A 24,498-nucleotide genomic window follows, 5' to 3' on the forward strand; every position below is an offset into this window, starting at 1 on the left:
TGCCTGATATGACCATTTTTCGGCCCGGTTTGCAACATAATACGCATTATGTTGCTTTTTGTTTCCCGGGCCTTTTCTCAGGGCACAAGGCCCAGCCGGTTGATGAGGCCGGCGTACTCCGTCTCGTTCGTCGCCGTGTAGATCCGGGTGGTTTCGGTGCTGGCGTGGCCCAAAAGGGCCGCCAGTCCGGCGATGTCCCGGCTCTGCCGGTAATAGGTGCAGGCGAACAGGTGGCGCAGGTTGTGGGGATAGACCTTTCGCGGCTGCACCTTCGCGTCCGCGCTGAGGCTTTTCACCGTGCGCCAGACGGTCGACCGGTGCATGGGCCTGCCGCTGCGGGTGACGAAGACCGGGCCCGACGTGATCCCCCGCTCCCCGCAGTAGCGCAGGAGGATTCGCCGGAGGCGGTCGGGCAGGGGCACGACCCGGCATTTCCCCTTGCAGCGGATGGCCGCCCGGCCCTCCAGCACCGCCTCCTTCGTGATGAAGGGCAGCTCGCTGACGCGGATCCCGACGCCGCACAGGGTTTGCAGCAGCGCCTCGGCGCGCGGCTTTTTCCGGCTGCGCGCGGTCTCAAGCAGGCGCAGGTAGTCCGCCTTCTGCAATTCGCGCGACCGGTCCCGGAACGCCTGACGCTGGATTTTTAACAGCCGCACCCGGCAGTCGGGAAGGCCCAGGTAGGACAGCAGGGCGTTGACGGCCGCCAGCATGGAATTGACGGAGGACGCCTTATAGCCCTCGCCGACCAGATAGCGCTTGTAGGCCACCACCGCCTCCCTGTCCAGCGCCCGGCCCTCCGCCAGGAACCGGCCGAAGCGCGCGATATCCCGGCGGTATTTGCTGACGGTGTTTTCGCTGCGCTCCTCGAGATAGAGGTTCCTCAGGAAGCCGTCGACCTCCGCCTTTTCCAGCTGTTTGACATTGCTCATATGCTTCTCTCCTTCCGTGGTTGCCATAAGTATACTCATTTTTTCCGGGAGTTTAGCATGCGCACGGAAGTTCCGGAACTATAATTTCCACTGAAATTTTTGGCGCATTTTTGTTGCTTTCCACCTAATTTCGCGCCGTGAACCAGAGTCTGGAAGGCGGTTCCCAGCATCTGGCCGAATCGCGGGAAGGACCCGGGGATTCCGGGATTTTCCCGCCTCCTGAATTTTCCTTCCCGGCGCGCAAAAACAGCGGGCGCGGCAGATGCCGCGCCCGCTGTTTCGTTATTTCCGCTCCTGGCCGGTCAGTCCTCGTCGGGCTCCTCCGGCTGGTCCCAGTTGTGGTAGACGTTCTGCACGTCGTCGTTGTCGTCGAACATGTCGAGCAGCTTCTCCATCTTCTGGGCGAGCTCCTCGTCGTCGATCTTCACCTTGGTCATCGGAATGTACTCGACCTCGGCGGAATCGTAGGTGTAGCCCATCTGCTCGAGCGCGCCCGCCACCTTCGCCACGTCGTTGGGCTCGGTGTAGATCTCGATCACGTCGTCGGAGCTGTAGTCATAGTCGGCCGCCCCGCACTCGAAGCAGTCGTCCATGACCTTTTCCTCGTCGTATTTGCCCTCCTCGTTGTCGATGACGATGACGCCCTTCTTTTCAAACAGGAAGGAGACGCTCCCGTTCTGGCCGAGGTTGCCGCCGCATTTGTCGAAGTAGTGGCGCAGATCGCCCGCCGTGCGGTTGCGGTTGTCGGTGAGGGTTTCCACGATGACCGCCACACCCGAAGGACCGTAACCCTCGTATGTAATCTCCTCGTAGTCCTCCTTGCTGTCCCCCGCCTTTTTGAGCAGGCGCTCGATGTTGTCGTTCGGGACGTTGTTCGCCTTCGCCTTCGCAATCAGCGTCGCCAGCTTGGAGTTGTTCGCCGGGTCGGCTCCGCCTTCGCGCGCCGCAACGGTGATCTCGCGCCCGATCTTCGTAAAGATTTTCGCGCGCGCGCCGTCGGTCTTTTCCTTTTTGCGTTTGATGTTTGCCCATTTGGAATGTCCGGACATATCCTTCAACCTCTCTTTGAAATCATGGTTTGGCGGTGTTACACCCATTCTTTCTTTTTTCCTGAAAAAGAAAGAACCAAAGAAAAATCGCTTACGGCAGGGCCTGCGGGCCCGGGTCAAGGGCTCCGCCCCCGGCGAAAGCCTCCGGCTTTCGCCTCACCCGCGGCTTTTGAAAAAGCCGGCAAAACGTTTGATGATATCCTGTGCGGAGATGGGCACGGCCGTCAAATCATCCCGTTCCCTCGTTCTCCCCCGCAACCCTCCGGCGCAGCCAAGCGCCGGGCGGCACGGGAAACGGGCAGGGGATGCGGTAACGCCGCATCGGGTGGCAGGCCGTCTCCACGGCGCCCTCCCCGACGTCCTCGACCGCCGTGACGGAAAGGGGGCGCGGGCTCTCACGCGGAAGCAGCAGCTCCGCCTCCTCGCCGCGTGAAAAGCGGTTGCGCAGGCTCACTTCGAGCACGCCGTCCGACCAGCCCTCCGCCATCGCGAGCACCTCCCAGCCGCACAGGGAACCGCCGAATGCGGCGTTCTGGCCGGGCGCGCCGAAATAGAAGCCGGTCGAATAGGGCCGGTGGCTCACCTTCCCCACCTCTTCGAGGGCCCAGGGCGGAGGCTCCCCCCTCTGCATCCACGCGTCGAGCGCCGCCCGGTAGGCGGCGGTGACCGACGCGGTGTAGTAGGACGATTTTGCGCGCCCCTCGATCTTGAAGGAGGAGACGCCCGCTTCCGCCAGTTCGCCGACGTGTTCGATCATGCACAGGTCGTTCGCGTTGAGAATGTAGCTGCCCCGCCCGTCCTCCCCGATGGGAAAGTACCGGCCGGGGCGTTTCTCCTCCACGAGGCGGTAACGCCAGCGGCAGGGCTGCGCGCAGGCGCCGCGGTTGGCGTCCCGGCCGGTGAGGTAGCTGCTGAGCAGGCAGCGCCCCGACACCGACATGCACATCGCGCCGTGGACGAACGCCTCGAGCTCGAGCCCGGGCGGGGTATTCTCCCGGATGCGGCGGATCTCCGCGAGCGAAAGCTCGCGCGCCAGCACGACGCGGGAGGCGCCGAACTCATGGAGCGCGGACGCGGTCAGGTGGTTGACGACCCCCGCCTGGGTGGAGACGTGCAGCGGGATTTCCGGAACGATGCGGCGCGCGAGCGCCATCACGCCGAGGTCGGCGGCGATGAGCGCGTCCACGCCCGCCGAACGCGCCGCGCTTAAAAAGTCCGGCAGCGCGTCCGCCTCCTCGCAGGAGGGCAGGGTATTGCACACGAGATAGACGCGGACGCCGTTTTCATGCGCGAAGGAGACCGCGCCGGCAAGCGCGTCCGGCCCGAGGGAGGCCGCGGCGCGCATGTTGAACCGCCCGGAGCCCAGGTAGACCGCGTCCGCGCCGAAGCGCACGGCGGCTTCCAGCTGCTCCCGGCCGCCCGCCGGAGAGAGTAGTTCTGGCTTTTGCAAGGGAACGCTCCTTTTTACTGCTGCGGCTCGCTGTCGCCGCCCTCGCCCGGCATCGTGATGCCGTGGTCGACCCCGATGCCGGCCGCCGCGATATTCGCCGCGTGCTCCTCGATCGTGGCCGCGTAATAGAACTTGCCGTCCTTGTCCGCGAGGAAGTAGTAGTAGTCGGTGTTCTGCGGATAGATCGCGGCCTTGATCGCGTCGATGCCCGGGTTGGAGATCGGCCCGACGGGCAGTCCGTCGCACACATAGGTATTGTATGCGTCGTACATCGGCTGATTGACCGGATCGTCCGGGTTTTCAAGATAGGGCTTGATGTCGTTTTCGACGTAGAAGATCGTCACGTCCGACTGGAGTTTCGGGAACTGCGCGGGATTTTCGAGGCGCTTGTGGAAGATGGAGGAGACCATCTTCATGTCGTCGGTGCGGCCCGCCTCCTTCTGGATGACCGACGCCAGCGTGATCGCCTGGTCGAGCGTCAGGTTCTGCGCCTTCATCTGCTGCTGGAGCTCGTCGGTGTTGACCATCTGGTCAAAGCGGTTGAAGAACTTCTGCACCACGGTGCCCAGATCCTCGTCCACGTAGAAGTCGTAGGTGTCGGGGAAGAAATAGCCCTCGTAGCGGCGGTAGCGGTTCGCGTCGTCGGGGATGTCGGCCAGGAAGGGGTATTTCTCCTCAAACGCCGCGCCGTTCTCCTCGAGGTAGCGGAAGAGGTCCTCCTTCTTGCAGACGCCGTTCTCCTCGAGCTTGTCCGCGATATCCGAAAGGGTCCAGCCCTCGTAGAAGATGAGGGTGACCTGCTCCGGCCCGGTGCCCGAACGGAAGGCGACGAAGATTTCATCGTAGCTCATGTTGGTGTTGAGGGTGTAGTCGCCGGGGAAGAAGGAGTCCGGGGAGACCTTCTTGAGCGTCGCGTAGAGGCGGAAGGTCAGCGGCTGGGTGACGATGCCCTCCTTCTGGAGCATCGAGGCGATCTCGGAGATCGAGAGGTCCTCGTCGGGCAGCTCGAAGCTCACCTCGCCCTCCGGCTTATTGAGGCCGAACATGTCGCTCGCGCTTTGGAGCGCGAACATCGCCAGAAAGACCGAAAGCCCGAGCACGACGACCAGCACGAGCAGCGCCTTGAACCAGCGGCCGGCGCCGCCGCCCGAATGGCGGTCCCCGCCGTCTCCGCCTCCCGACCGCCGGCCGCCGCCTCCGCCGCTCCTCGGCGGGCGCGGCGACGAGGTCGACGGCTCGTAGAATTCCTCGTCGTCGATCTGCACCTTGAATTCGCGCCTGCGCGCGGTATTCGGGCGCACGGCGTCCGCGCCGCCCGCCTGCGCGGCGGGCGCGCGGTACTCGGGCGGGGGCTGCATCCGGCGCGCGGGGCGTTCCTGCACGGCCGCCGCGCCGGCCGGCCGGCGTTCCCTGGAAGCGCTGTAGCGCTGGTTATCCTCTTCAAAGTCAAAAGCGGGGCGGCGGGGCGGGGGCGTCTGCGCGGGCGCGGGGTCCTCGACGTCGTCCAGCTTAAAGTTCTTGATCAGGTCTTCAAACTCGTCCCGGTTGCTCATGTGTCCTCCTATCCTCCACCCGGCGGGAAGCCTTCCCGGGCCTGTGGCGGAAAAACCCAATGTACAATATATAATACCTCAATTCGGCATAATAATCAAATCTTTTAACGAGTTTCCCGTACAAATTTTTTCACCGCGCGCCCCGGACGGACGGCAAAAAATTTCTCTTCCCGGTTGATGTAACCCATTTGCCGCTTCAGACATAGTATGAAACAAATCATCAACAGCGAGGTGTCAACTTATGTGTAACAACAATTGCTGCGGGTGCGGCATGCAGAACTGTGGATGCGGTGGAAACGGCGGTTTCGGTTATGGCTACGGCAGCTGGATCTGGATCATCATCATCATTATCCTCCTCTGTGGTTGGGGCGGGTTCGGCGGCGGCTGCTGCTAATCCAAACAGACTCTACATCGACAGACTGTAACCACCTCCCCGCCCGGCGCGGGGGCAACGAAAATGACGGTTTCGGGCTTGCCCGAAACCGTCATTTCTTTTTTTTGCGTTCCGCCCCCGCCGCCTGCGGGACAAAAAGGCGCGCCTCGGTGACGATCAGGTCGACCGGCACGTCGTACCGGCCCTTCCACAGGCTCCTGCGCAGGTTCTGCGCGTAGACCAGCCCGATCTTCGGGCCGGGATAGACCGACAGGAACCGGTCGTAATACCCCGCGCCGTACCCCAGCCGGTACCCGGCGCGGTCGTAGGCGAGCGCGGGCACGAGGCAGACGCTCCCCGAAAAGTCGGTGAGCCGGCGGCACCGCTCCCGCACCGGCTCGAGCACCCCGAAGGTCTGGCGCGCGAGGTCGTCCATCGAGGAAATTTCGTAGAATTCCATCTCGTGGGTGCCCTCGACGCAGCGGGGCGCGGCCACCTTTTTGCCGTCCGCGAAGGCGTGGGAGATGAGACGCAGCGTGTCCACCTCGATGGGCAGCGAGACATAGGTCAGCAGGGTGGAGCACGCCGCGTATTCCCGCAGCGCGAGCACCCGGGCACAGATCTTTTCATCCGCGGCCGCCTTCCAGCCGGGCTCCAGCGCCCGCCGCCACGCCTTGATCTCCCCGCGCAGCCGCATTTTGAGCGGCCGGATGTCTATTCCCTGCATTGGATCGACCCGCGGATGGCGTCGGACGCCTCTTTCCCGGCGAGCAGCTCGACGAGCTTGAGCCCGAACTCCACGGCCACGCCCATGCCCCGCCCGGTGACGTACCTGCCGTCCACGCAGACGTAGGCGTCCGCCGGGATATTCGCGCCGCGCAGCTCCTTCTGGAAGGTCGGGAAGGAGGTCGCCGTGCGCCCCTCAAGCAGGCCGCGGTGGCCCAGGATCGAGGGCGCCGCGCAGATGGCGGCGATCCACCTGTCGTGTTCGGCGGCGTAGGTGATGCAGTCCTGCACCTCTCCGCTCGCCTCGAGGTTGGGGGTTCCGGGGATGCCGCCCGGCAAAAAGAGCAGCTCCATCGCCTCCCTGTCCACCTCGCCGGCGGTGACGTCGCACACGACGGGCACGCCGTGCGCGCTCGTGACGGTCCTGCCGCCCACCCCCGCCGTGCGCACCTCCAGCTTGGCGCGCCGCAGCACGTCGACGACGGCGAGCGCCTCGACCGTTTCAAATCCATCGGCCAGAAATACATAGATCATCTTTGTCAGCACCTCGATCGCATTTTTGATTCGTTGTGTACCGCCGCCCGGCGGGCGGCGCGTTCAGTCGAGCACCAGGTTTAGGTAGGGCGCCCCGCCCCCGCCGCCGAACACCCGCTCGCGCGCCTCGGGGTCGTACCAGCAGGTTACGCCCGCCGGCACCCGCTCGAGCGGATAGGGGCAGTCGAGGTCGAGCGGCAGGCGCAGGTGGTACTCGTCGGCGCCGAACTTGTGCTGGAGCACCGAGAGCGCCGTGCCGGCGGCCATCCCGTCGAGCGCGAGCTCCTTGACGTTCACCCTGCCGCCCTCCATGTGGCAGACGGCGATAGCCCGCGCGTCGCCGATCGTGATCGCCAGCGTCTCGCCGCCGCCAAAGGCCGTCTCGGTCATCCGGTAGGCGAGCGCGTCGCCGTCCCAGCGCACGAACATCGTGCGCCCGGCGAACGCCCGCTCGCGGATCTGCATAAACTCCAGGGGGTCGGCCTCGCTGATGAAAAAGCTGCCCGCAAAGGGCGCGATCTCCTCCCGCCCGACGACCGCCAGCCCGGAATAGAACTCAGTGTCGAACCCGCGCTTGCCGTAGAAGTTGTAGAGCGCGGCGCTCGAGGGCACGAGCACCGACAGCTTGACCCCCTCGGCGCGCAGCACCCTGTGGGCCGCCTCGAGCATCCGCGTGCTGATCCCCCGCCCGCGGTAGCTCTCCTTGGTCGCCACCGCGTAGACGTACCGCGCGGGCAGGATGCCCGCCCGCGTCACCACCGTCATCGGCAGCAGCGAGAGCATCGAGACGGGGTTCTCCCCGTCCATGAAGACCATCGTGTGCCGCGCGATGTCGTGGCTCGCGAAATAGAGGTCGACATACTCGTTGCTGTCGCCGAAGCATTCGCGCCACAGCTCTTTCAGCCGGGCGCGCATTCCTTCCTCCGCAAACCGGATCATACCGTCACCTCCCGCCCGAGGGTTCTTTCAGCACGGCTTCAAACTTTTCGAGGAGGATGGCGGGCCTGTAGGAGAGCTTCGCCTTGCGCAGCCCCTCGTCCCCCACGTCGTCCTCCCGGTTGACATATTTGTAATCCGCGCAGTTGTGCGCGGCGAACTGCTGATTGATCATCGGATAGGCGCCCGCGATCGACGCAAACGCCTTTTCGATGTGCACGATGAAGGTGTCCGAATTGAGCGGCAGGCCCATCGTATAGGCGATCACCCCGCCGTCCAGCCGGAGCAGCCCGCCCCGGAGCCCCAGCGCGGTAAAGTTGTCGAAGCAGTTTTTGACCGCGCAGGTCTCCTCCGCCAAGCTCGGATCCTCGCCGCAGCCGTTCTCCGCGCACCACGCCACATTCATCCGCCAGCATTCGGGCAAATTTTCGGGCGTGACCGCCTCATAGGCCCAGCGGCCCTCGTTCTCCGCCAGAAAGCGGTTGACGAAATTCCGTTTGCCGTGCAGCTTTTTGCCCGACAGGGTGATGAGCTTTTCACTCTCGTAGAGGTAGTCGAAGTTGTCGCGCGCCTCCGAAAAGGCAAACCGCCCGGGAAAGAGGGCCTCCAGCGCGGCGGTCCCCTCGCGGGGAACGCCGTTCATGTGGAAGGGGACCCCGAGCTCCGCCGCGTCCGCGACGAGCGCGTCGACGGCCGGCCTGAGGTCGCCGCTGCCCGCCGGGTAGAGGTAGGAGTACGCGCCGCCCTCCCGGTGGGAGCGCACGAGGTAGTAGTCGTTCATCCGCGCGACCTCGATGTGGTAGATCGTGCGGTAGATGAAATTGTTGGTAAAGGTGTATTCGCTGCCCCTCAGGTTCCCCATCCGGAGCAGCGGGTCGATCCATTCCTTGTCCGCAAGGGTGATTCTTCTGAAATCCGGCATAGCTTATAAGGACCTTTCTGTTGGGTTGACCGCCCGCCGGACCTCCTCGGCGATCTCCTCGACCGGGAAGGCGCGGCGCTCGTCCGAGCAGCGCACCACCCGCCAGCCGAAGTGTTCGGCGGCGTAGAGCGCGCAGACGCGGCACCGCCGCATATAGGCGAAATTCGCCTCGTGGATGTCCCGCTTCGACTCGTCCCCGTGGTAGCGGCCCGACAGCAGCGCCCGCGAAACGTCGGGATGCATGTCCAGGTAGACGACCGCGTCGGGACGCGGGAGGCCGAGCTTCCCGTATTCAAAGTCCTCCATCCACGCGTGGAAGGCGGGCCATTCATCGGGGGGCAGCTTGGACATCTGGTGGATGAGATTGGAGGTCGCGTAGCGGTCGGCGACAATAGTATGCCCCGAAAGGTAGTCCGCCTTCCAGAACCGCTGGTAGCTCGCGTAGCGGTCGACCGCGTAAAAGCTGCTCGCGGCGTAGGGGCCGACGTCGTCGGCCTGTCCGAATTCGCCCGAAAGGTACATCTTGACGAGCGCCGACGACGGCTCGGCGTAGTCGGGGAAGCTCACCGCGCGCACCGGCACGTTCTCCCGGCGCAGCCGGTCGCAGAGGAGCTTTGCCTGCGTCTGCTTGCCCGAGCCGTCCAGCCCGTCGATGACGATCAGCCTGCCGGTCACGCCCGTCCCCCCTGCTTGAGCTTCGCGATGTGCCCGCGCACCTCCTGCGGCTTTCCACAGCTCATCTTGCCCTCGCGGCAGCCGCCGCGGCAGCAGGACGGCCCCGCGCCCGAAAAGAGGGTCGGCGCGACCGCGCTCACGAGCGCGAGCATCTGGTCGGCGACCTCCCGGATCTCCCACTGGGCGCGGTTGCAGCAGCGGTGTGCGAAGAAGTTATAGAGGCTGCGCGCGTTCATCGTGACGATCATCTTGGTGTCGCACGCGTTGGGCAGCACGAAGCGGGCGTCCTCGATCGCCAGCTTCTCCGCCTTTTTGGCGGCTTCCTTCTCCTCCATACCCTCCGCGACGAGCGCGGCGGCGCGGCGTTTTTTGAGGATCGCGGCGATGCGGTCGTAGCTCTCCTGCGCCGCCTCCATCGCCTCCTCGAACTCGGAGAGCGCCTCGTCGTCCGCCTCGATCTCGGGCGGCAGGACGTAGTCGAACGCCTTCTCCCGCACGTACCGCTGGCTCTGCACGCTGTAGGAGGCCATGCGGTGGCGGGTGATCTGCGCGAGGAAGGCGCGCGAGACCCCTTCGATGCCGAAGGTGAAGCTCGCGTGCTCGATCGGGCTCTCATGGCCGATCTCCGCCAGCATCTGCACGAAATCGGACGCCTTTTCCTCGGTGAGGTTGTCCATCAGATCGCCGAGGGACGCCGAGGAATAGCACAGCTTGGCCGCCGAGGCGACCGTCTTTTCCGGGTTGGGGGTATGGCTTAAAAGGGTGACTTTGGGCTGTACCTTTGGCATTGCGCATCCTCCTGTTTTTAAAAAAACGTCCGCGTCCGGCGGGGCGGAGCCCCGCTTCACAGGGGTTCATCCGCCCGCGCCGGACGATATCCGTCGCCGGGTTTTCGGTTTAAAGCTGATCCGCTTCGGAGAGCTTCGGCGGGAAAAACTGGTTGAGGGGGAATTTGATCTTGCGGAAGACCTCGCAGGGGTCCTCGGTGGAATTGCTCGTGCTCTCCTTATCCGGCACCGCGTAGTCGTAGGCCGGGATCATCATCTGCACGCTGCGCTCGAGCTGGACGATGGTGAACAGCCCGATCGTGATAAGTACCACCTTTTCCGGCTTGCAGACCGCGAAGTCGCCGTCGAACAGGTTGCAGATCGAACCGGGCAGGGTCACGCCGGACTCAAACGCACGGCCGCAGCCGCACTCGACCAGCTTGCTGTCGAGGCACATCGGGTCGACCACATGGACGCTCGCCTTGGGCATGTTGGTGTTGTCGTGGTCGATGCCGCCGCGCGGGTCGGTCGAGTTGTAGACCTTGACGTTCCCGTCGGAGCCGTAGAGGATGACCTTCTTGGAGAAGGCCGCGATTCCCACCACATTGGCCGGAGGGGCCACCGGGGAGGTGTAGGCGCTGACCGTCACTTTGAAGAAGAAGGTGAGATCGACCGAGTAGAAGCCCTTGTTGAAGGGCACCGGCTCGACGTCGAGGTAGACGGTGATGATTTCCACGTCTTTGCATTTGATGCTCATCGCGCTGTCGATCACCGGCTGGGCGCGGTCAGTAAAGAATACCTGCAAATCCGTCAGGCAGTCCTTATCGGTGCAGGAATCATAGATCCTGCCGGCATCTATGCATACTGCTTCCTTGAAACAGTTTGCTCCGGTCGCGGTAACAGGAGCTGTTCTTTGCTCTGCCATATGAATCCTCCTAGTTATGTTTTGAGCTGTACTCAATACATTTTATGAGCGATTCGTCTTTTTGTGCATCGGCAGAGAAATTTTCGTTCCATCCCTATTTTATCATGCCAAAAGACATCCGTCAATTTACCCTTCCCGCGCTTTTGGGCTGTCCGGATTATCTCCCCCTTCGGCGTAAACCGGCGTTTTTCCCCTGTTTGGGAGGGCCGTTTTCTTGATAACAACCATAGGTTGTGGTACAATAAAATTGCAGGGAACGATGAAACCAATCAAGAAGGGGGAATCTGATGAAAATCAATTGGGCCGTGCGGTTCCAGAATCCGCTCTGGTGGGCGCAGGTCGCATGTGCCGTACTGCTGCCCATCCTCGCCTATTTCGGCCTCTCGTGGGAGGACATGACGCGCTGGGCCGCACTCGGGGCGCTCTTTGTGCGCGCCGTGCAGAACCCCGTCGTCGTGGTGTCGGTGCTCGTGAGCGTCTTTAACGCGGTGGTCGACCCGACCACCGCGGGCGTCGGGGACAGCCGCCTCGCGATGACCTACGCGGCCCCGCGCCGGGACCGCCGGACGGATGGGAGGGAAGCGCGATCGTAAAAATCTGCCTTGACCCGGGGCACGGCGGCGCCGACCCCGGCGCAGTGCTCAAAAGCCGGTACGAAAAGGACGACGTCCTGCGCCTCGCGTGCGCCCTCAAGCCTCTGCTGGAGGCGCAGGGGCTCGGCGTGGTGCTCACCCGCGATTCGGACGCGGCCCTGCCGATCGCCGAACGCTGCCGCATCGCCAACGAGGCGGGCTGCGCCTACTTCTTGAGCCTCCACCGCGACGCAGCGGGCCCCTCCGCGCGCGGCGTGGGCCTGTGGGTGCACAGCGGCGCCGACTGGCCGACCGTGCAGAAGGCGCAGGACATCCTGACCGAGCTGCTCGCCGTTACGCCGGTGCGGGACCGGGGGGTGCGCAAGGGGACCCCGCAGAACTACCGGGATTTCGGCGTCAACACGGGCACCGTCATGGCTTCCGCGCTGCTCGAGCTGGGCTTCCTCACCAACGAAGAGGACAACACCCTGTTCGACCGCTATCTCCCGCAGTACGCCGAGGCGGCCGCGCGGGGGCTCTGCCGGGCGGTGGGGATCGCCTACCGCGCCTCCGCGGCCGGGGACGCGCCGCGGGACCCGGCGCGGGAGACGGTCCGGGCCGCGCTCGACGAATTGGCCGCGGCGCTCGAAAATGCGCGCCGCAGACTGGGGGTGTGAGATGGACTGCTCAAAGAACCAGCCGTGCGAATCGCTGCGCGCGCTGGAACAGAAGGTCGACGGGAAGTTCCGGGAATACGACGAGCGGCTCGGGGACGGCGAGGTGAGCTTCGCCGTCATCAAGACCAAGCTCAACCTGATCCTCGGCATCCTCGCCGCGATCGGCGGGTGCCTCGTCCCGGTCCTGCTCAACCTGATCTTTTCATAAGGCGGGGAGCGGTCTCCTCCCTCCCCCGCCCGGCAAAAAACCGGGGCCGCGTTTTACGCGGCCCCGGTTTTTTCTTCATTGAACCATATGTACCCGTTCAGGCGCTCACCAGCGAATCGCCCATCAGCTCCCGGTAGCGCCGCTCCATCTGCCTGGCCTGGTAGCCGAGCAGGGCGGTCTCACCGTCCAGCCGGACAAGCGCGGGAGAGCTGTAGGGCTCGCCGTTTTCCAGCAGAGCGCCCATCTTCCTGCGGTTGTTCCCGATCTTTTTCCACCTGTTCTCGATTTGGACCGCGAGGATCCATTTTTTGATTGCGTTCATCTGTTATCCCGTCCTTGACTTTTTTCGACAGCGTTATCTTTCGTTCGCTGCAATTACATTATACGCTCTGTAATTGGCGGAATCTGTCGAATCGGAGAAGGGCGTTTTTAACAAATCGTGAACATTCGACCAAAAAACCCGTTAAATTTTCTTCAGGCGGGCGAATTTCGCCATAACCTTCTTGGTTCCGACACCGTCGAACGCCACCTCCACAAGGTGGTCGTTGCCCATCGGCGTGACCGAGATCACCATGCCGCCGCCGAACACCTTGTGTGTGACCCCGTCCCCCGGCCGCAGGTCGAAGCCCTCGTCGGGCGCGGGCTGGCGGCCCACCCCCAGCATCCGGTCGCTCTCGGAGTAGCGGGGCTTTTTCGCCGGCATGGCGGCCGCCTGCTGGCGGCGGAGCAGCGTCTCGTCCTCCGACTCGCACAGCTCCGGCGGAATCTCCGCCAAAAACCGCGAGGGGCGGTTGCGCATCGTCTGCCCGAAGAGCATCCGCTGCGCCGCGTCGGAGATGTAGAGCTGCTTTTTGGCGCGGGTGATCGACACGTAGGCGAGCCGCCGCTCCTCCTCCACCTGCGCGGGGTCGTACATCGCCTGCACGCCCGGGAAGATCCCCTCCTCCGCGCCCGCGATGAAGACGTTGTCGAACTCGAGCCCCTTGGCCGAGTGCATCGTCATCAGCACCACCGCGTCGTCGTTCGGGTCGTATTTGTCGATGTCGGTGTAGAGGGAGATCTCCTCCAGAAAGCCGGAGAGGGAGTGCTCGGCGTTCTCCTCCTCATAGCGGTTCATCGTGCTCTTGAGCTCCTCGATATTCTCGATCCGCGTCTGGCCCTCAAAGCCCTCCGCTTGGAGCATCGCAAGGTAGCCCGTCCGGTCGAGCAGCTCGTCGAGCAATTCGCCCAGCGGCAGCGTGTCCGCCGCCTCCATCAGCCCGCGCATCATCGCCGCGAACGCCATGAGGTCGGCGGTCTTGCGCCCGAGGGAGGCGTATTCGTCCGCGTGCTCGAGCACGTCGAACATCGCCGCGCCCGTCCCGGCGGCGATCTCCGCCACCGCGTTGACCGTGCTGTCTCCGATCTTCCGCTTGGGCTCGTTGATGATCCGCCGCAGCCGCAGCGAATCCGACCGGTTGCTCAGCACGCTCAGATAGGAGACGATATCCTTGATCTCCTTGCGCTCGTAGAAGCGCAGCCCGCCGATGATACGGTAGGGGATGCCCGCCTTGACCATGCCGCGCTCGAGCATCTGCGACTGGGCGTTCATGCGGTAGAGCACCACATGGTCGGAATACTTCGCGCCCGCCTGCACGTTGGCCTGAATCGTGTCGCAGATGAACTGCGCCTCCCCGTTTTCGTCGGCGGCGCGGTGCACCCGCACCTTGACCCCCTCCCCGTTCTGGGTCCAGAGGGTCTTGCCCTTGCGCTCGGTGTTGTTCGAGATGACCGCGTTGGCCGCGTCGAGGATCGTTTCGGTGCTGCGGTAGTTCTGTTCCAGCCGGAAGACCTTCGCGCCGGGGAAGTTGTCCTCGAACTGGAGGATGTTTTCGATCGTCGCGCCGCGGAATTTATAGATGCTCTGGTCGTCGTCGCCGACGACGCAGAGGTTCCCGCTCTCGGAGGCGAGCAGCCGCACGAGCTCGAACTGCGCGCGGTTGGTGTCCTGGTACTCGTCCACCATGATGTAGCGGAAGCGGTTGCGGTAGTAGTCGAGCGCCTCGGGGAACTCCTTGAAGAGCCGCACCGTCAGCATGATGATGTCGTCGAAGTCGACCGCGTTGGCGTCCTGGAGCTGCTTCTGGTAGATCGCGTACACCTTGGCGACGACCTGCTTGTAGTAGTCGTCCCCCACGCCGGCCTCGTAGCCGTCGGGGGTCAGGAGCTCGTCCTTCGCGCGGCCGATCGCGGAGAGCACCCCCTTGGGGGCGAATCGCTTGTCGTCGATGTTGAGCTCCTTGAGCGCGCCCTTGATCACCCGCAGCGAGTCGTCGGTGTCGTAGATCGCAAAGCTGCGCCCGTAACCGAGCCGCTCGATCTCGCGCCGCAGGATGCGCACGCACGCCGAATGGAAGGTCGAGGCGCCCACGTCGTCCGCCGTCCGCCCGAGCATCGCCGAAAGCCGCTCCCGCAGCTCCCCGGCGGCCTTGTTGGTAAAGGTGATCGCGAGGATGTTCCAGGGCATGACGGTGTGGCTGCGGATGAGCGTAAAGGCGCGGTCGGAGTCCCAGCTCTCCCCGTCGGCGTACTCCTCGAGGAAGGCGACGTCCTCCGCCGTGACCTGCTCGGGCATCCAGGTGCTGTGATAGGCGTCCCCGAAGAGCACCATGTTCGCGATGCGGTTGATGATGACCGTCGTCTTCCCGCTGCCCGCGCCCGCCAGGATCAGCACCGGGCCGTTCAGCGTGTAGACCGCCTGCTTCTGCATCGGGTTCATCCGGGAAAAGAAGTCGTCGATGATGCGGCGACGCGCCGCTGTGTACCGGTCTTTCAGCGATAAATCCATTGCGTTTCCCCACACATTCCGTTGTTTGGCCGGGCGCGTTCCGCGCCCGCGGCAACTACAGTATACCACATTTCCCGACCCGTGGGAACGTAAAAAAGGCGGCCCGCATGGGCCGCCTTTTTATCGATATCGAACATTACTTGAGGATGGAGAGCAGGACGCCCGCGGCCACGGCGGAGCCGATAACGCCGGCGACGTTCGGACCCATCGCATGCATGAGCAGGAAGTTGGTCGGGTTCTCCTTCTGGCCGACCTTCTGCGAGACGCGCGCCGCCATCGGGACGGCCGACACGCCGGCGGAACCGATCAGCGGGTTGATCTTGCCGCCCGAGAGGACGTACATCAGGTCGCCGAGCAGCACGCCGCCCGCGGTACCGAACGCGAACGCGATGAGGCCGAGGACGATGATGCCGAGGGTCTGCGGGGTGAGGAACCGCTCCGCGCTCGCCGTCGCGCCGACGGTGACGCCGAGAAAGATGGTGACGATGTTCATCAGCTCGTTCTGCGCCGTCTTGTTGAGGCGGTCGACCACGCCCGACTCACGGAAGAGGTTTCCGAGCATGAGCATGCCGATCAGCGGGGCGGTGTCGGGAACGAGGAAGGATACCAGGATCGCAACGAGGATCGGGAAGACGATCTTCTCGAGCTTGGAGACAGGGCGCAGCTGCTCCATCCGGACGGCGCGCGCCTTCTTGGTGGTGAGCAGCTTCATAATGGGCGGCTGGATGATCGGGACCAGCGCCATATAGGAGTAGGCCGCGATGGCCACCGAGCCGAGCAGGTGCGGAGCCAGCTGGGTCGTCGTAAAGATCGCCGTCGGGCCGTCGGCGCCGCCGATGATGCCGATCGAGCCGGCCTCGGCGGGAGTAAAGCCGAGCGCCAGCGCGCCGAAGAAGGCGAGGAAGATGCCGAGCTGGGCGGCCGCGCCCATGAGGAAGCTCTTCGGGTTCGCGATCAGCGGACCGAAGTCGGTCATGCAGCCGACGCCGAGGAAGATCAGCGGCGGGTAGATGCCGAGCTTGACGCCGAGGTAGAGGTAGTCGAGCAGGCCGCCGCCGTTGGCGAGCATCTCCCACGCGATATGCCCGGTGTCGTTGATGAAGATTTCAGGGTGGTACATTCCCGCCATCGGCAGGTTGGTCAGCAGCATACCGAACGCGATCGGCAGCAGCAGCAGCGGCTCGAAGCCCTTGCGGATTGCAAGGTACATGAGCACGAAGGAAACCAGAATCATCAGGGCCTGCCCGCCGGTCAGGTTCAGGAAGCCCGACTTGGACACGATCGTCTGGACCGAGTCCGCAAAAATTTCAAACATTGTCTCTGCCCTCCGTCAATCAAAAAGGTTGGGTGTTCTGCATCATGCCGGCCTGCGCCCAGGAGGTGCGCTCCCGTGCGCGGCGGATGCTGCGCAGGACAAAGCCGCCCTCGGCCGCGGGCTGGCCGCTTTCGCCGCCGCCGAACATCGAGGCGACCGCCGCCGAGATCACCGCGATGATATCGTCTCCGATACCCTCCTCGACGATCGGCTGGATCACCATGGTGGAGGCCGGAGCCGGAGCCGCCGGCGCGGCGGGCGCCGGAGCCGGGGCCGCCGCCTGCTGCGGGGCCGCCTTGGGTGCCGCCGGTGCGGCGGGCTTGGGGGCCGCGGCGGGCTGCGCCGGTTTCTTCGGCGAGCCCAGGCCGGTGGAGACGAAGAGCTTTCCGATCAGCCAGACGATCAGCGAAAGACCGATCAGCGCCACAAAGACGACCACCAGACCCGTGATGATGACTGCGCCCGCAAGGGTAAAATCAATATTCATGCCCATTCTCCTTGCTATATATTTGGTAAAATGATACAGGAAATTGGTTTCTACAAAAAATCGAAACCAGAACTAAGTATACTATATCTTGCGGGTATTTGCAACGCCTTTACGCCGCAATTTTGAAAAAATTTTAACAAACATTTCATGAAAAATCCATCTCCCCCGCCCAAAAAGACAAAGCGGCCGTCCTCCCGGGCGGCCGCTTTGTGGGAGCTCCACAAGCGCTTATTTGAGGGTGTCCATATACCGCCCGTACGCCTCGCGAAGCTCGGCGGCGGTCTCCTCGGGACGGGTCGGGTTGCAGTGCGCCCACGCGCCCGTTTCGCTCGAGGCGTTGAATTTGACCTTGTCCGCGCTGCGCATCGGCGGGAAAAATTCGATGTGGAAGTGGTAGCTGTCCTTCACGTCCGGGCCGTTCACCGGGGCGTTGTGCATACACATCATATAGGGGAACTTGTAGCCGAAGAGGCTGTCGAGCATGCCGACCGTGTGCTTGATGGTGACGGCAAGCGAACGGCGCTCCCCGGGGGTGAACTCGAGGAGGTTCGACTTGTGGGAGTTGGCGAAGATGTACACGCCGTAGGGGTACTCGGTGAAGAAGGGCAGGAAGACGGTAAAGTGCTCGTTCTGGAAGATCACCCGCTGGCCGAACTTTTGCTCCTCGGCGAGCATGTCGCAGAAGAGGCATCTGCCCTTTTCGGCGTAGTATTCGCCCGACGATTTGAGCTCGAGCTGGAGCTTCTTGGGCACGAAGGAGTAGCCGTAGATCTGGCCGTGCGGATGGGGCATCGTGACGCCCACCGCCTCACCGCGGTTTTCAAAGATGAAGACGTATTTGATCTTTTCGTCCTGCGAGAGCTTTTCAAACCGCTCGCACCACAGGTCGACCAGCTTCGCCATATGGTCGTCCGACAGTTCGGGGACCGTCGTCGTGTGCCCGGGCGAATAGAGGATGACCTCGCATTTGCCGTAGGCGGGCGCGGTTTTGAAGAAGTCGTTCGCCACGTCGTCCGGCTCGGGGGGCGTCTGGCTCAGCGCCGGGAAGTCGTTGTCGTATTCGAGCACGTCGTAGTGGTCCGGCACCTTGCCCGAGCCCGGGCAGAAGGGGCACCAGTCCTTGGGCATCTGCGGGCGCGCCTGCCGATGGGAAGCGATCATGACCCAGTCCTGTGTCAGGGGATGCCATCTTAATTCAGCCATTCTGATTCCTCCTGTATGTATCTGATCGGTGTGTCGTTTCCTGTTAACCGGGCGCGCCTTACAGGGCGCAGAGGTCCACTCCGCCGACCGGGCGGATGGAGAGCACGTGGCAGTGGTTCGCGCCGAACACCGCCTCCATCGCGGCCTTGTAGCCGTCGAGCAGGTCCTCGGGGACGAACGCCTGGATGGTCCCGGCGAAGCCGCCGCCGTGGACGCGCCACGCGCCGCGGCCGGCCAGCAGGTGCTCGCTCATCGCGAGCGCGAGGGAGAGGCCCTGCTCGTCGGGGTTCTTGCAGGTGTAGACGTTTTGCAGGTACATGTAGGAGGAGCGCCCGCTCTCGATTACAAGGCGCTTGAATTCCTCAAAGTCGCCCGCCCTGAGCGCGGCGACCTGCCTGGGCACCCGGTCGTTGTCCGCGTAGAAGTGGAAGGCGCGCAGCAGGGCGCGGTCGGTGCACTTGCCGCGCAGCGCGGGCAGCGCCGCGTAGAAGGTCTCCGGCGCGACGTCGCGCAGCACCTTCCCGCCGAGCGCCTCCGCCACCGCGCGCATCTCGACCGGCGCGGCGGCGTAGTCGCCGGTGAGGTCGGCGTGGTTGCCGCCCGTGTCGACGACGCAAAGCTTGTAGCCCGAATGGGCGAAGTCGAAGTCCACCTTTTCAACGACGGGCTTCTCCGGGTTTTGAAAGTCGATCGTGATGAAGCCGCCCACCGAGCAGCCCATCTGGTCCATGAGGCCGCTCGGCTTGCCGAAATAGGCGTTTTCGGCGTACTGGCCGATCTGGGCGATCTGCACCGGGGTCGCCGCACCGCCCGCGTAGAGGCAGTTGAGCATCGTGCCGACGATCGTCTCGAACGCGGCCGACGAGGAGAGGCCGGAGCCCTTGAGCACGCTGGAGGTGGTGTACGCGTCGAAGCCGCCGATGCGGTAGCCGAGGGCGGCAAACTTGGCGGCCACGCCGCGGATGAGGGAGGCGGCGGTGTTCTTTTCACACTCCCGCACCGACACGTCGGAGAGGTCGATGGTGTCCATCGGGAAGCCCGCCGACTGAATGCGGATGACGTTGTCGTCGTTCCTGCCGGCCACCGCGATCACGTCGAGGTTGACGCCTGCGGCCAGCACCCGTCCCTGCTGGTGGTCGGTGTGGTTGCCGCCCACCTCGGTGCGCCCCGGGGCGCTGAAGAGCCCGACCTCCCGGCCCGCGCCGAAGAGCTTTTCAAACTCCCCCACCGCGGCCTCATAGCGTTCCCGCTGGAGCGGCGCCTTTTCGCTGTAGAGATAGTCGAACGCCCGGTCCAACCCGCCGGAAGTGATCCTGGATCGCATCTCCTGTGTCTTCATACCATTTCCTCCATCGTTTTGTCGTGTCGCCGGTCCGTTTCCGATGGGGCCCCGCCGCGCGCGGGGCCCTCTCAATATCTGTAATTTTAGCTTAACGCAAATTGTACGGAATTTCAACACAAAAAAGTCCCATTTTTATGGACGATTGTTGCAGTAAATCGCCTTTTTGATTATACTAATTAGGAGACGCAAAATAAAGGGGGCCTTCCAATGGCAGACGGTATCTTCAAACACTCCTATAAGACCAAAACGCGCGAAAGCCTGCCCATCGCCATCTATAACGCCGGCGTGCAGCAGTGCGAGCCCTCCCACACCTGGGGGCCCGGCCTGCGGGACCACTTTCTCGTGCACCACGTCATCTCCGGGCGCGGCAGCTACACCGCCGGCGGCGTCACCCATGAGGTGGGCGCGGGCGACACTTTCATCGTCTACCCCTCGGTCATCGTGACCTACCGCGCGGACGACGCAGACCCGTGGGAATACTGCTGGGTGGGCTTCAACGGCGCGGAGGCCAAGCTGCTGATGGCCCAGACCCCCTTCACCCGCGAAAAGCCGGTCGTCCGCTTTGAGGACCCGGCCGCCATCGAGAGCGCCATCACCGGCATCTACCGCGCCTCCGGCACCACCCCTGCCAGCGAGCTGCGCGCCATCGGCCTGCTCTACCTCTTCCTCGCGCTGCTCACCGAGCAGCCGGGCGCGCCCGCGCCCGCCGCCGGACTTTCGCTCGAATATGTCGAGAGCGCCATCCGGTTCATCGCGCACAACTACTCCGGCTCGATCGACGTCAGCGACATCGCCGCCTCGGTCGGCATCAGCCGAAGCCACCTCTACCGGGTGTTCATGCGGCATATCGGCACCTCCCCCAACGAATACCTGACCAAGTTCCGCATCTCCCAGGCGGTGGAACTGATCGAGCGTTCCTCCCTGCCCGTCTCGGCGGTCGCCGCGTCGGTCGGCTACGACGACTCCCTCTACTTCTCCCGCGTGTTTAAAAAGATCACCGGCGTATCCCCCTCCTCGTACATCAAAAAATCCGCCTCCCACGCCGGGAAGGCGGATTGAAAGGAGCCCTCATGGAAACCATCGACACCTCCTCCGCCGCCTCCGAGATTCAGGAGGTGGTGAACGCCCTCACCAGCATGCCCTCCGACACCCGGTGGAACTACCTGTGGCACAAATTTCTCGACTTCGCCCCCCGCCTGCTGACGGCGCTCATCATCCTCGCGGCCGGCATCCTGCTTGTGCGCTGGATCTGCTCCTTCTCCCGCAAAATGCTTAAGCGCTCCAAGCTCGACCCCACCCTGCATAATTTCATCGTTTCAATCATCTGCGCGGTGCTCTATATCGTGCTCGGCATCATCGTCGTCACCGTGCTCGCCCCCTCCGCCGCCGGGTCGCTCATCGCCCTCTTCGGCGTCTTCGGCCTGGCGGTCTCGCTGGCCGTCAAGGACTCCCTCGCGAACCTCGCGGGCGGCATGTCGGTGCTCTTTACCAAGCCCTTCGCGCTCGGCGACTATGTCCGCATCAACGGCAACGAGGGCACCATCCAGGAGATCCGCCTCAACTACACGATCCTGAAGACCTTCGACAACAAGGTCGTGCACATCCCCAACGGCGACGTGGCCAAGGCGGAGATCGTCAACTTCACCTATGAGCCGACCCGCCGCCTCGACCTCGTCTTTTCGATCGGCTACGGCGACGATTTTGAGAAGGCCAAGCGGATTATCCGCGGCGCGCTCGGCGACAACCCCCTTGCGCACCGGGATCCCGAGCCGGTCGTCCGCATGTCCGAGCACGGCGACTCCGCGATCAAGATCGCCTGCCGCGTATGGGTGGACACACCCGACTACTGGACGCTCAACTTTGACCTGCTCGAGGAGGTCAAGCGCCGGTTTGACGCGGAAGGCATCTCGATCCCCTACAACCAGATGGACGTTCATCTGCACCGGACGGGGGGGCAAAACTGATTCATTTAAAGGAAAGGACCGCAGGGGCAATGCCCCTGCGGTCCTCTTTGTCCGACTGCATACATTTGTCATGATTCTTGTTTCAGTTCCCCCAAAGCATATTCGCAACAGCGGATTACCAGCCTGTTCAATGATATCCCCTGCTCCTGCGCAATCTTCTCCAATTCCTGGAGTATTTTTTTGGGAATACGGAACGTCTTGTTGACATGTTCCGGTTTTGTTATCTGAAACACTTCCATCACCTATTCGATTATAGCCGCCCCCGAATAAAAATTCTACACCTCATTTTGCAAGAGGAACCTCTTGCATCCCATCTCGCGGGTATTGAGGGCCCCGCAGGGCTTCGCCCTGTGGGGCCCTTGCCGTCAGCCTCCCGTCGTCTATTGCATCCGTTTCCCCAAGGACCTTTCCTGACGGAAGGGTTCCGGCTCTCACTCGGGCGACGTTTCCCGTTCCAGATTCCTCAGGGCGTAATCACAGCACTGAACCACCAGGCTGTTCAGGGAAACTCCCTGCCGCTGAGCAGTCTCTTCCATCTGCCGAAGCAGTTCTTTGGGGAGCCTGAAGGTTTTGCTGATATACTCCGGCCTCGTAATCTGGAACATTGCAATCACCATGCTTATTGTACGGCCTTCCATATGTATTTTCTACACCTCATTTTTACACCTGAAATTGTCTTGCAGGGACGGCCGCCCAGCGGAAGGCCTGACCCATTATCTGGACGGCCATATAAAAGGAACGGACACCGATCAGCGTCCGTTCCTTCGTTTTGTTTTCATTTAGCCCTGCGCGTGCTGCTGCTTGCACTGGTCGATCTTCTTCTGCGGGGCGGGCTCGGTCTGGTACCAGCCGCGCTTGACCATCTCGTCGAAGACCTCGTGCTGGATCTGGTGTTCCTCATTGAGGATGTTCATAAGCTCGCTCATGACGGCTGGCGACGCGCATTCGTTCGCGAAGGTGTTGTAGCCCTCGGTGACGAATTTCTGGCTCGAAAGCACGTCCTCCATCATTTCACGGTCGCCGAACGGTTTCTGCTGGTTCATACGCCCTCCTAACCCAGCTGCTGGAGCAGCCGGTCATAATGGTTTTGGTGTTTCGCGGAGTTCTGTTCAAACTGGGTCTTGAGCTGCGGGTCGGTGGTCATCTGGGCATAAAGCGCGAACTTTTTGACGAGCGTCTGTTCCACGCCGAGCTGGTCCTCGATGGCGGAAAGCTCTTTGGACGTCAAAGGCATAAAAAACAACCTCCTTCAATTGGGATACCTAAAGTATTCCAACCAAAGGAGGCAAATATACGATTGGCCGCTCAGTGGCGGTGGGTGGAGGAAGCTACAAACCCGTCCACGAGCTGGTCGATATACTGGAAGGAAAGCCCGGTGCCGACCGCGACGCATTCGACGGGGTTTTCCGCGAGGCGCACCGGCATCTTGAGCTCGCGGGACATATAGACATCCATGCCGTGGAGCATCGCGCCGCCGCCGGTCATGACCATGCCGTTGGTGAAGATGTCCCCGACAAGCTCGGGCGGCGTGCGTTCGACGACCGAATGGACCGCCGCGCGGATCTCGTCCACCAGCTCGACCATCACCGGATAGAGTTCCTTCCGGGTGAGCAGCACCTTGGTCGGCAGTCCGGTCGCAAGGTGGCGGCCCTTCACTTCATAGGACGCGTCCTCCGCGTCGCGGTCGACGCTCGCGATCGCGATCTTGACCCGCTCGGCCATCCGCTCGCCGAGCAGGACGTTGTAGCGGGAACGCATGTATTTGATGATCGCGGCGTTGAACTTGTCCCCCGCCAGCTTGATCGACGTTTTGCAGACGATGCCGTTGAGGGAGAGCACCGCGATGTCGCTCGTGCCGCCGCCGATGTCGAGGATGAGGTTGCCGTTCGGCCGCGAGATGTCGATACCCGCGCCGATCGCCGCCGCGACCGGCTCCTCGATCAGGTAGACGCTGCGCGCGCCCGCCTGCACGGCGGCGTCGACCGCCGCCTGCGCCTCCACGCCAGTGATGAGCGAGGGCACGCAGAGCGCCACCCGCGGTTTCATCATATTGTTGGGACAGGCCTTTTTCATGAAGTATTTGATCATCGCCTCGGTCATCTTGTAGTCGGAGATGACCCCGTCCTCCAGCGGGCGGATGGCGGTGATCTTCGCGGGCGTCTTGCCCAGCATGTCGTGCGCCTCGTCCCCCACGCTGAGCACGTCCCCGGTGCGGGTGTTGATCGCCACGACCGAGGGCTCCCGCAGCACGATGCCGTGCGCGCCGTTATAGACGAGTACCGTCGCCGTTCCCAGGTCGATCCCGATGTCGATTGAATTCATACGATTTTGTCCCCCTGACGGGCCCCGCCCGATTCATTACCGCACCATTATACAACAATTTACAGCAGAATTCAACGCCGCCCGCCATTTGCCGCCATTTTCCTCTGCCCGGCGGGCGTCGTGGCCGCCACGGTGAGGCGGACCTCCCCCGCGCCCGCCTTTTTGAGAAGCTCCGCGCATCGGCGGGCCGTCGCGCCCGTCGTGAGCACGTCGTCCACGAGCAGCACCCGCTCCCCCTTGAGCGCCGCGCCCCGGCAGAGGGAGAATGCCTCCCGCGCGTTGTGCTCCCGTGCGGCGGCGCCCTCCTGCCGCGCCTGCGCGCCGCCCTTTCCCGTATGGGCCAGGAGCCCGCCTTTGGCGGGCGCGCCCAGCCGCCGGGAAAGCTCCCGCGCCAGCAGCTCGGTCTGGCAGAACCCGCGCCGGCGGAACTTTTTGCGGTGCAGCGGCACCCAGGTGACGAGGTCGAACGCCCCGTCCCCAAAGTCGCCGCGCACCCGCTTTGCCATCAGCGCCGCGAGGAAGGGCGCGTAATAGCTGCGCCCGCTGTATTTGTACCGGTGGATGCCCCGGCGCACGCCGCCCTCATACCAGAGCGCCGCGGACACGCCGTCACAGACCGGGCCGGACGCCTCGCAGACGCACCGGTCCAGCCGCTTGCCGCAGCCGGGGCAGGCCTCCCCCGCCGTCTCGGGCAGACCGCACTCCCCGCAGAGCCACCCCTCCCCCGCGAGCACCCGCCCGC

The 24,498-nt window shown here is 63.5% G+C and carries 28 protein-coding genes; 6 read left to right on the plus strand and 22 right to left on the minus strand.

Features of this window, described 5'->3' with window-relative positions:
- Nucleotides 1-77 precede the first annotated feature (77 nt).
- From RCI06_RS10645 to mltG, 4 genes are all read right to left on the minus strand, one after another.
- Nucleotides 78-929, minus strand: a complete 852-nt coding sequence (locus RCI06_RS10645) for a tyrosine-type recombinase/integrase (protein WP_306576048.1) — start codon at nt 927-929, stop codon at nt 78-80.
- A 302-nt stretch (nt 930-1,231) separates the two neighbouring features.
- Nucleotides 1,232-1,978 (minus strand): YebC/PmpR family DNA-binding transcriptional regulator, encoded by a 747-nt coding sequence (locus tag RCI06_RS10650; protein ID WP_101549376.1) that lies wholly within the window; start codon nt 1,976-1,978, stop codon nt 1,232-1,234.
- Nucleotides 1,979-2,207: 229 nt separating this feature from the next.
- Complete coding sequence (locus tag RCI06_RS10655; protein ID WP_306576050.1) at nt 2,208-3,428, minus strand: U32 family peptidase; 1,221 nt, start codon at nt 3,426-3,428, stop codon at nt 2,208-2,210.
- Nucleotides 3,429-3,442: 14 nt separating this feature from the next.
- Nucleotides 3,443-4,981, minus strand: coding sequence for an endolytic transglycosylase MltG (mltG, locus tag RCI06_RS10660; protein WP_306576052.1), 1,539 nt, complete (start codon nt 4,979-4,981; stop codon nt 3,443-3,445).
- 241 nt (nt 4,982-5,222) lie between these two features.
- On the opposite strand from mltG, the gene RCI06_RS10665 reads away from it, so the two are divergent.
- Nucleotides 5,223-5,375, plus strand: coding sequence for a hypothetical protein (locus RCI06_RS10665; RefSeq protein WP_276873254.1), 153 nt, complete (start codon nt 5,223-5,225; stop codon nt 5,373-5,375).
- 91 nt (nt 5,376-5,466) lie between these two features.
- Here RCI06_RS10665 and RCI06_RS10670 read toward each other — a convergent pair whose 3' ends face one another.
- The 7 genes from RCI06_RS10670 to RCI06_RS10700 all read right to left on the minus strand — a co-directional run bounded on the left by RCI06_RS10670 (nt 5,467) and on the right by RCI06_RS10700 (nt 10,839).
- Nucleotides 5,467-6,081 (minus strand): 5-formyltetrahydrofolate cyclo-ligase, encoded by a 615-nt coding sequence (locus RCI06_RS10670; protein ID WP_306576054.1) that lies wholly within the window; start codon nt 6,079-6,081, stop codon nt 5,467-5,469.
- Entirely contained in the window at nt 6,069-6,614 is a 546-nt protein-coding gene (locus RCI06_RS10675) for a DJ-1 family glyoxalase III (RefSeq protein ID WP_306576056.1), read from the minus strand. Before RCI06_RS10675 ends, RCI06_RS10670 begins: the two co-directional genes overlap by 13 nt.
- Before the next feature lie 63 nt (nt 6,615-6,677).
- A complete protein-coding gene (locus RCI06_RS10680; RefSeq protein WP_101549366.1) occupies nt 6,678-7,553 on the minus strand; it encodes a GNAT family N-acetyltransferase in 876 nt (291 codons plus the stop codon).
- Between the two features lie 4 nt (nt 7,554-7,557).
- Nucleotides 7,558-8,472 (minus strand): DUF2156 domain-containing protein, encoded by a 915-nt coding sequence (locus RCI06_RS10685; RefSeq protein ID WP_306576059.1) that lies wholly within the window; start codon nt 8,470-8,472, stop codon nt 7,558-7,560.
- Between the two features lie 3 nt (nt 8,473-8,475).
- Nucleotides 8,476-9,147: a thymidylate kinase gene (locus RCI06_RS10690; RefSeq protein WP_101549362.1), complete on the minus strand. Its 672-nt coding sequence runs from the start codon at nt 9,145-9,147 to the stop codon at nt 8,476-8,478.
- Nucleotides 9,144-9,935 (minus strand): FAD-dependent thymidylate synthase, encoded by a 792-nt coding sequence (gene thyX, locus RCI06_RS10695; protein ID WP_306576061.1) that lies wholly within the window; start codon nt 9,933-9,935, stop codon nt 9,144-9,146. Before thyX ends, RCI06_RS10690 begins: the two co-directional genes overlap by 4 nt.
- A 109-nt stretch (nt 9,936-10,044) precedes the next feature.
- Entirely contained in the window at nt 10,045-10,839 is a 795-nt protein-coding gene (locus RCI06_RS10700; protein ID WP_101549358.1) for a hypothetical protein, read from the minus strand.
- 287 nt (nt 10,840-11,126) lie between these two features.
- On the opposite strand from RCI06_RS10700, the gene RCI06_RS10705 reads away from it, so the two are divergent.
- Genes RCI06_RS10705 through RCI06_RS10715 form a run of 3 tightly spaced genes read left to right on the plus strand, consistent with a single transcriptional unit; the run spans nt 11,127 to nt 12,296 of the window.
- On the plus strand, nt 11,127-11,432 hold the full coding sequence (locus RCI06_RS10705; RefSeq protein WP_306576063.1) for a phage holin: 306 nt from the start codon (nt 11,127-11,129) through the stop codon (nt 11,430-11,432).
- A 2-nt stretch (nt 11,433-11,434) separates the two neighbouring features.
- Complete coding sequence (locus RCI06_RS10710; protein WP_306576070.1) at nt 11,435-12,088, plus strand: N-acetylmuramoyl-L-alanine amidase; 654 nt, start codon at nt 11,435-11,437, stop codon at nt 12,086-12,088.
- Between the two features lies 1 nt (nt 12,089).
- A complete protein-coding gene (locus RCI06_RS10715) occupies nt 12,090-12,296 on the plus strand; it encodes a hypothetical protein (RefSeq protein WP_101549352.1) in 207 nt (68 codons plus the stop codon).
- A gap of 97 nt (nt 12,297-12,393) precedes the next feature.
- Here RCI06_RS10715 and RCI06_RS10720 read toward each other — a convergent pair whose 3' ends face one another.
- From RCI06_RS10720 to RCI06_RS10745, 6 genes are all read right to left on the minus strand, one after another.
- Nucleotides 12,394-12,618, minus strand: coding sequence for a hypothetical protein (locus RCI06_RS10720; protein ID WP_101549350.1), 225 nt, complete (start codon nt 12,616-12,618; stop codon nt 12,394-12,396).
- A gap of 141 nt (nt 12,619-12,759) precedes the next feature.
- A complete protein-coding gene (locus tag RCI06_RS10725) occupies nt 12,760-15,123 on the minus strand; it encodes an ATP-dependent helicase (RefSeq protein WP_306576064.1) in 2,364 nt (787 codons plus the stop codon).
- A 136-nt stretch (nt 15,124-15,259) separates the two neighbouring features.
- A complete protein-coding gene (locus tag RCI06_RS10730) occupies nt 15,260-16,438 on the minus strand; it encodes a sodium ion-translocating decarboxylase subunit beta (protein ID WP_101549345.1) in 1,179 nt (392 codons plus the stop codon).
- A gap of 19 nt (nt 16,439-16,457) precedes the next feature.
- Entirely contained in the window at nt 16,458-16,925 is a 468-nt protein-coding gene (locus tag RCI06_RS10735; RefSeq protein ID WP_101549343.1) for an OadG family transporter subunit, read from the minus strand.
- 228 nt (nt 16,926-17,153) lie between these two features.
- Nucleotides 17,154-18,128: a galactose-1-phosphate uridylyltransferase gene (galT, locus tag RCI06_RS10740; protein WP_101549341.1), complete on the minus strand. Its 975-nt coding sequence runs from the start codon at nt 18,126-18,128 to the stop codon at nt 17,154-17,156.
- A gap of 58 nt (nt 18,129-18,186) precedes the next feature.
- Complete coding sequence (locus RCI06_RS10745) at nt 18,187-19,467, minus strand: galactokinase family protein (protein ID WP_276873132.1); 1,281 nt, start codon at nt 19,465-19,467, stop codon at nt 18,187-18,189.
- 210 nt (nt 19,468-19,677) lie between these two features.
- Here RCI06_RS10745 and RCI06_RS10750 point away from each other — a divergent pair, with 210 nt between their 5' ends.
- Together RCI06_RS10750 and RCI06_RS10755 are read left to right on the plus strand one after the other, a co-directional pair.
- Nucleotides 19,678-20,529 carry an AraC family transcriptional regulator gene (locus tag RCI06_RS10750; RefSeq protein ID WP_101549337.1) on the plus strand — a complete coding sequence of 284 codons (852 nt, stop codon included), beginning with the start codon at nt 19,678-19,680 and terminating at the stop codon, nt 20,527-20,529.
- An 11-nt stretch (nt 20,530-20,540) separates the two neighbouring features.
- The gene (locus RCI06_RS10755; RefSeq protein WP_121586946.1) at nt 20,541-21,434 is read left to right on the plus strand and encodes a mechanosensitive ion channel family protein; all 894 of its coding nucleotides are present in this window, start codon (nt 20,541-20,543) and stop codon (nt 21,432-21,434) included.
- A 431-nt stretch (nt 21,435-21,865) separates the two neighbouring features.
- On the opposite strand, the gene RCI06_RS10760 is transcribed toward RCI06_RS10755, so the two are convergent.
- From RCI06_RS10760 to RCI06_RS10780, 5 genes are all read right to left on the minus strand, one after another.
- Nucleotides 21,866-22,072: a YlcI/YnfO family protein gene (locus RCI06_RS10760; protein WP_306576066.1), complete on the minus strand. Its 207-nt coding sequence runs from the start codon at nt 22,070-22,072 to the stop codon at nt 21,866-21,868.
- A 141-nt stretch (nt 22,073-22,213) separates the two neighbouring features.
- Nucleotides 22,214-22,477, minus strand: coding sequence for a spore coat protein (locus RCI06_RS10765; RefSeq protein ID WP_121586947.1), 264 nt, complete (start codon nt 22,475-22,477; stop codon nt 22,214-22,216).
- Nucleotides 22,478-22,485: 8 nt separating this feature from the next.
- Entirely contained in the window at nt 22,486-22,668 is a 183-nt protein-coding gene (locus tag RCI06_RS10770; protein ID WP_101549328.1) for a spore coat protein, read from the minus strand.
- Nucleotides 22,669-22,739: 71 nt separating this feature from the next.
- Nucleotides 22,740-23,756: a rod shape-determining protein gene (locus RCI06_RS10775; RefSeq protein ID WP_101549326.1), complete on the minus strand. Its 1,017-nt coding sequence runs from the start codon at nt 23,754-23,756 to the stop codon at nt 22,740-22,742.
- A gap of 71 nt (nt 23,757-23,827) precedes the next feature.
- Nucleotides 23,828-24,498, minus strand: a 671-nt coding sequence (locus RCI06_RS10780; protein ID WP_306576068.1) for a ComF family protein, incomplete at its 5' end; no start/stop codon positions are given.

Source organism: Anaerotruncus massiliensis (ex Togo et al. 2026), from assembly GCF_030825285.1.
Lineage (GTDB): Bacteria > Bacillota > Clostridia > Oscillospirales > Ruminococcaceae > Anaerotruncus > Anaerotruncus massiliensis.

Coding starts and splice junctions, on each gene's coding strand:
- RCI06_RS10645 (WP_306576048.1), bottom strand. CDS start 929: ATGAGCAATGTCAAACAGCTGGAAAAGGCGGAGGTCGACGGCTTCCTG.
- RCI06_RS10650 (WP_101549376.1), bottom strand. CDS start 1,978: ATGTCCGGACATTCCAAATGGGCAAACATCAAACGCAAAAAGGAAAAG.
- mltG (WP_306576052.1), bottom strand. CDS start 4,981: ATGAGCAACCGGGACGAGTTTGAAGACCTGATCAAGAACTTTAAGCTG.
- RCI06_RS10665 (WP_276873254.1), top strand. CDS start 5,223: ATGTGTAACAACAATTGCTGCGGGTGCGGCATGCAGAACTGTGGATGC.
- RCI06_RS10670 (WP_306576054.1), bottom strand. CDS start 6,081: ATGCAGGGAATAGACATCCGGCCGCTCAAAATGCGGCTGCGCGGGGAG.
- RCI06_RS10675 (WP_306576056.1), bottom strand. CDS start 6,614: ATGATCTATGTATTTCTGGCCGATGGATTTGAAACGGTCGAGGCGCTC.
- RCI06_RS10680 (WP_101549366.1), bottom strand. CDS start 7,553: ATGATCCGGTTTGCGGAGGAAGGAATGCGCGCCCGGCTGAAAGAGCTG.
- RCI06_RS10685 (WP_306576059.1), bottom strand. CDS start 8,472: ATGCCGGATTTCAGAAGAATCACCCTTGCGGACAAGGAATGGATCGAC.
- thyX (WP_306576061.1), bottom strand. CDS start 9,935: ATGCCAAAGGTACAGCCCAAAGTCACCCTTTTAAGCCATACCCCCAAC.
- RCI06_RS10700 (WP_101549358.1), bottom strand. CDS start 10,839: ATGGCAGAGCAAAGAACAGCTCCTGTTACCGCGACCGGAGCAAACTGT.
- RCI06_RS10705 (WP_306576063.1), top strand. CDS start 11,127: ATGAAAATCAATTGGGCCGTGCGGTTCCAGAATCCGCTCTGGTGGGCG.
- RCI06_RS10715 (WP_101549352.1), top strand. CDS start 12,090: ATGGACTGCTCAAAGAACCAGCCGTGCGAATCGCTGCGCGCGCTGGAA.
- RCI06_RS10720 (WP_101549350.1), bottom strand. CDS start 12,618: ATGAACGCAATCAAAAAATGGATCCTCGCGGTCCAAATCGAGAACAGG.
- RCI06_RS10725 (WP_306576064.1), bottom strand. CDS start 15,123: ATGGATTTATCGCTGAAAGACCGGTACACAGCGGCGCGTCGCCGCATC.
- RCI06_RS10730 (WP_101549345.1), bottom strand. CDS start 16,438: ATGTTTGAAATTTTTGCGGACTCGGTCCAGACGATCGTGTCCAAGTCG.
- RCI06_RS10735 (WP_101549343.1), bottom strand. CDS start 16,925: ATGAATATTGATTTTACCCTTGCGGGCGCAGTCATCATCACGGGTCTG.
- galT (WP_101549341.1), bottom strand. CDS start 18,128: ATGGCTGAATTAAGATGGCATCCCCTGACACAGGACTGGGTCATGATC.
- RCI06_RS10745 (WP_276873132.1), bottom strand. CDS start 19,467: ATGAAGACACAGGAGATGCGATCCAGGATCACTTCCGGCGGGTTGGAC.
- RCI06_RS10750 (WP_101549337.1), top strand. CDS start 19,678: ATGGCAGACGGTATCTTCAAACACTCCTATAAGACCAAAACGCGCGAA.
- RCI06_RS10755 (WP_121586946.1), top strand. CDS start 20,541: ATGGAAACCATCGACACCTCCTCCGCCGCCTCCGAGATTCAGGAGGTG.
- RCI06_RS10760 (WP_306576066.1), bottom strand. CDS start 22,072: ATGGAAGGCCGTACAATAAGCATGGTGATTGCAATGTTCCAGATTACG.
- RCI06_RS10765 (WP_121586947.1), bottom strand. CDS start 22,477: ATGAACCAGCAGAAACCGTTCGGCGACCGTGAAATGATGGAGGACGTG.
- RCI06_RS10770 (WP_101549328.1), bottom strand. CDS start 22,668: ATGCCTTTGACGTCCAAAGAGCTTTCCGCCATCGAGGACCAGCTCGGC.
- RCI06_RS10775 (WP_101549326.1), bottom strand. CDS start 23,756: ATGAATTCAATCGACATCGGGATCGACCTGGGAACGGCGACGGTACTC.